Here is a 3,827-nt window from a genome sequence, read left to right as displayed (position 1 = left end):
TGCCGCTGGCGCCCGACACGCTGCGCCGGGTCGCGGTGCTCGGCCCCAACGCCGACGCCCCGCGCATCCAGGGCGGGGGCAGCGCGACGGTCGTCCCGCCGTACACGATCAGCCCGCTCGCCGGGCTGCGCGCGGCGCTGGGGCCCGATGTGGAGGTCACCCATGCCGTCGGCGCGCGCATCCGACACCGGCTGCCCGCGGTCACCGGCGCCGACGTGCGCGACCCCAAGACCGGCGAGCCCGGCCTGTGGGTGCGCTTCATCGGCCCGGGAGAGGAGGTGCTGCACGAGGAACTGCGGGGCGGCGGGCGGCTGTTGTGGCTCGATGATCCGATCGTGGCACGGGCCGTCGCGATCGAGGCGGTCGGCGTGCTCCGGGTCCGCGCGGACGGGCCGCACCGGATCGGGGTGGCCGGCGTGGGTCGCTTCCGGCTGCTTGCGGACGGTGTCCCGCTCGTGGACGACGACCTGGTGACCCAGGACCCGCTCGGCGGCATCCTCACCCCGCCCGAGCGGTGGGCCGTGGCGGACCTGACGGCCGGCCGCGAGGTCGAGCTGCACCTGCGCCACGAGTTCGCGGCCGAGCGTCCCGGGACCGGGTTCGTACTGGGCGTCGATCCGCCGCCGGTGCACGAGGACGCGGAACTCGCGCACGCCGTCGCGGTCGCGGCGGACGCCGAGGTCGCCGTGGTCGTGGTGGGCAGCACCGAGGAGAGCGACAGCGAGGGCCGCGACCGGGCGCACCTGTCCCTGCCGGGCCGGCAGGACGAGTTGATCCGCCGGGTCGCGGCGGTCAACCCGAACACGGTGGTGGTGGTCAACAGCGGCTCGCCCGTGCTGCTGCCGTGGCGGGCGGACGTGGCGGCGATCCTGGTCTCGTGGTTTCCCGGCCAGGAGTTCGGCGCGGCGCTGGCGGACGTACTGCTCGGGCGCAGCGAGCCGGCCGGCCGATTGCCGATGACCTGGCCCGAGCGCGAGGACGATCCGGCGGTGTTGTCCACCACGCCGATCGCGGGCCGGCTCGACTACGCCGAGGGCATCCACATCGGCTATCGCGGCTGGGCCCGGGTGGGCGCGACGCCTGCCTACCCGTTCGGCCACGGTCTGGGGTGGACCACATGGGAGCACATCGGAATCGAGACGGTCGCGTCCGGCGCCGACTTCGTGGCCCGGGTGAGGATACGCAACACCGGGCCGCGTCCGGGCCGACACCTGCTCCAGGCGTACCTGAGCCGCGCCGACGGCACCGTGGAGCGGCCCGCGCTGTGGCTGGCCGGCTACACGTCGGCGACCGCACCCGCCGGCGCCGAGGTCACCGTCGACCTTGCGATCCCGGCCCGCGTCTTCGAGCACTGGTCCGCGGAAACCGGTCGCCGCGAAATCGAGCCCGGCAGCTACACCCTGCGCGTGGGCGCCTCCAGCGCCGACCTGCCGCTGACGACGACCCTGGAGGTGGGCCCGAGCCCGCGGCCCTGAACCCCTGCGTGGGACGCTCCCGCCGACCGTCCCACGCACGGAGACGATGGGTCTGCCACAGGCAACCGACTCCCCACCGCAACCCGCGCACGCGGCCACGCCGTACCGGCGTCGGCCCGCCGAGGAGGCGCTGATCGCAGAGGCCGCGACCTTCGCCGAACACCCGGTCGACGCACACCCGTCAACCCACCCGTCACTACTTCGGGTTGGCTGAAAGCCGCCGTGGGGCGGGCGGGCCTCCGGCTCCGGATCTCGGCCGGTTGCGGCGCGGACCGGCCGCGACCGGGTGGGCGCGGCCGGATGTGCTCCGTGTCGCCCGCCGCACCGACGATCAAGGTACTCGCGCCTGCGGCGGGCACCCGGATGGAGCGGGCGAGCAACCCGATACCCGCGCTCGACACCACCGGCGCCGACGCGGTCCGACTCACGCTGGACGGGCGGGAGTTGGCGCCCGGCACGCCGATCGACTCCGGCACCCTGCCGCTCGGCGCCCACACGCTGCGTGCCGAGGCCAAGGGCCCGGGCGGCAGCACGGCGGTCGAGGCCGGCTTCACGATCACCGCGTCCAGGACCGGCCTGGCGCACCTGATCCTGACCTCCGCCGCGGACCGCAACGCGATCGCCACGCTCACCACGATGCTCGCCCACGACCAGTACGACGCGCTCGCCCGGTGGGCGGACAACCAGGCCGGACGCACCATCCCGGAGGCTCGCGCCCGGCTGATCGCCGGCGACGCCCGCGCCCTGCGCTGACCTCGGCGAGGGGACGACAAGCCGGGGAGCCCGGATTCTGCGACGTTTCGGGGACGACCCCGTCATCCGTCGATGTCACGCCGCTTCGATGGTCGCCGACGAGGATCGGTTTCCGGCAACGTCCCGGACCCGTCCGCGCGATGCGCCGCGAACGCGCCGGGGACGCGGTCGACCCGGGTCAGTGGCCGGGCACCAGGCCGGCGAGCCGATGGGCCGCGCCGGTCGTGGTCGCCTTGGCGGTTCGGCGCGCGAGGGTCGCGTCGTGGCGCAGTGCATGGGCCCGACGGCGGGTGCGCCAGGCGAGGGAGGGATTGCCGCCGGTGTCCGCGGCTGCGATCAGCAGGCCACCGAACATCGACACGTTCTTGAGGAAGTGAATGCGCTGTCCGGCGCGTTCCTGCTCGGTCTCGGCCGCCCAGAACCGATGCCCGGCAAGCGTGGTCGGAACCAGCGTGACCGCGATCGCGAGCGCGGACAGACGCGGCACCCGGCCGAGGGCGAGCAGCGTGCCGGCGAGCACCTGCACACCGCCGTTCAGCCGTACCGCGGTGCGAATGTCGGCCGGCACCACCGGCACCCACCGGGCGATGCGCCGCACCACCGGTTCGGCGGCCGGCACCACCCGGTCCGGACGCGCCACAGCGTCGTAACCCTGGAACACATAGATCGAGGCGAGCATGGGACGCGCGAAGGTTCTCAACACAGCCATGCCGGGACGAGTGCCCCCGGAACGGGCGCCTCGAACCCACCCGAACGCCGCGCCGGCCGCGACGGGCGAAACACCCCGGTTGCGATCCGACGATCCGCCGGAATGCCCGGACGCGGACCGTACACTGCGGGAATGGCCGAACGGAACGCGGCGAGTGCCCTGGTGATACTGGTCCCCGATGTCGAACAGGTCGTCGAGCCCTGGCGTGAACGCTACGACCCGCGCACCGCCGACGGGATCCCCGCGCACGTCACGGTGCTCTACCCGTGGCTCCCGCCCTCGGACATCGGCCCCGCGGACCTGGCCGCGCTCGCCGACATCGCCGCCGCGCAACCCGCGCTGGACCTGGTCTTCGACCGCATCGGCCAATTTCATCGGGGGCTGTGGCTGGCGCCCGATCCGGCCGAGCCGGTGGTGCGCCTGATCGAGGCGGTGACCACCCACTGGCCGGACTACCTCCCCTACGGCGGCGCGTATCTGGACGACCCCGACGACGTCGGTCCGCACCTGACCGTCGCGCTGGGCCAGAGCCCCGACGAACTGCGGGTCCTGGTGCAGGAGGTGACGACCCGTCTGCCGCTGACCACGCGGGTCGATCGACTCGATCTGGTGGTCGGCGACGACGACGGCGCCTGGGCCGTTCGGGACTCGTTCGCATTCGCGCCGCGCACCGAGAACGGTACGACCGGCGGCGCCGGCACGCTCTAACCGGCCGCGCGGGCCCGCCGCTGTCGCTTGGACAGGGCCGCCTGGGAGAGGTCCTCGGCCTGGGCCTTGAGGTTCTTGTAGCCGTAGCCACGCTCGGTCAGCCACGCCTCGGTCCCGGCGACCGCCCGGGCGGGGGCCCGGGCCATTTACTACACGGCCCGCAAGGAATTTCAAACACCAGA

Annotated in this window: 5 protein-coding genes; 3 read left to right on the top strand and 2 right to left on the bottom strand. The window is 73.9% G+C overall.

Translation table 11 applies throughout. From position 1 onward, the window contains the following. A partial coding sequence (locus ABZS54_RS42420) for a glycoside hydrolase family 3 C-terminal domain-containing protein (RefSeq protein ID WP_355548655.1) occupies positions 1-1,475 on the top strand: 1,475 nt, incomplete at its 5' end. Between the two features lie 309 nt (positions 1,476-1,784). Further along, positions 1,785-2,228 (top strand): hypothetical protein, encoded by a 444-nt coding sequence (locus ABZS54_RS42415; protein WP_355548652.1) that lies wholly within the window; start codon positions 1,785-1,787, stop codon positions 2,226-2,228. A gap of 178 nt (positions 2,229-2,406) precedes the next feature. Here the strand turns inward: ABZS54_RS42415 and ABZS54_RS42410 are convergent, their stop codons facing one another. Then, positions 2,407-2,937 (bottom strand): DoxX family protein, encoded by a 531-nt coding sequence (locus ABZS54_RS42410; RefSeq protein WP_355548649.1) that lies wholly within the window; start codon positions 2,935-2,937, stop codon positions 2,407-2,409. 132 nt (positions 2,938-3,069) lie between these two features. On the opposite strand from ABZS54_RS42410, the gene ABZS54_RS42405 reads away from it, so the two are divergent. Next, positions 3,070-3,645, top strand: a complete 576-nt coding sequence (locus tag ABZS54_RS42405) for a 2'-5' RNA ligase family protein (RefSeq protein ID WP_355548646.1) — start codon at positions 3,070-3,072, stop codon at positions 3,643-3,645. Here ABZS54_RS42405 and ABZS54_RS42400 read toward each other — a convergent pair. Then, complete coding sequence (locus ABZS54_RS42400; protein WP_355548643.1) at positions 3,642-3,791, bottom strand: DUF6204 family protein; 150 nt, start codon at positions 3,789-3,791, stop codon at positions 3,642-3,644. The genes ABZS54_RS42405 and ABZS54_RS42400 overlap by 4 nt on opposite strands. Positions 3,792-3,827: the final 36 nt, after the last annotated feature.

This window comes from Embleya sp. NPDC005575, assembly GCF_040605455.1.
Taxonomy (GTDB): Bacteria; Actinomycetota; Actinomycetes; order Streptomycetales; family Streptomycetaceae; genus Embleya.
This window is presented reverse-complemented; position numbering and strand designations above follow the sequence as displayed.

What these genes read in the sequence shown, in the direction of transcription:
- ABZS54_RS42410 (WP_355548649.1), bottom strand. Translation starts at nt 2,937, where the DNA reads ATGGCTGTGTTGAGAACCTTCGCGCGTCCCATGCTCGCCTCGATCTAT.
- ABZS54_RS42405 (WP_355548646.1), top strand. Translation starts at nt 3,070, where the DNA reads ATGGCCGAACGGAACGCGGCGAGTGCCCTGGTGATACTGGTCCCCGAT.
- ABZS54_RS42400 (WP_355548643.1), bottom strand. Translation starts at nt 3,791, where the DNA reads ATGGCCCGGGCCCCCGCCCGGGCGGTCGCCGGGACCGAGGCGTGGCTG.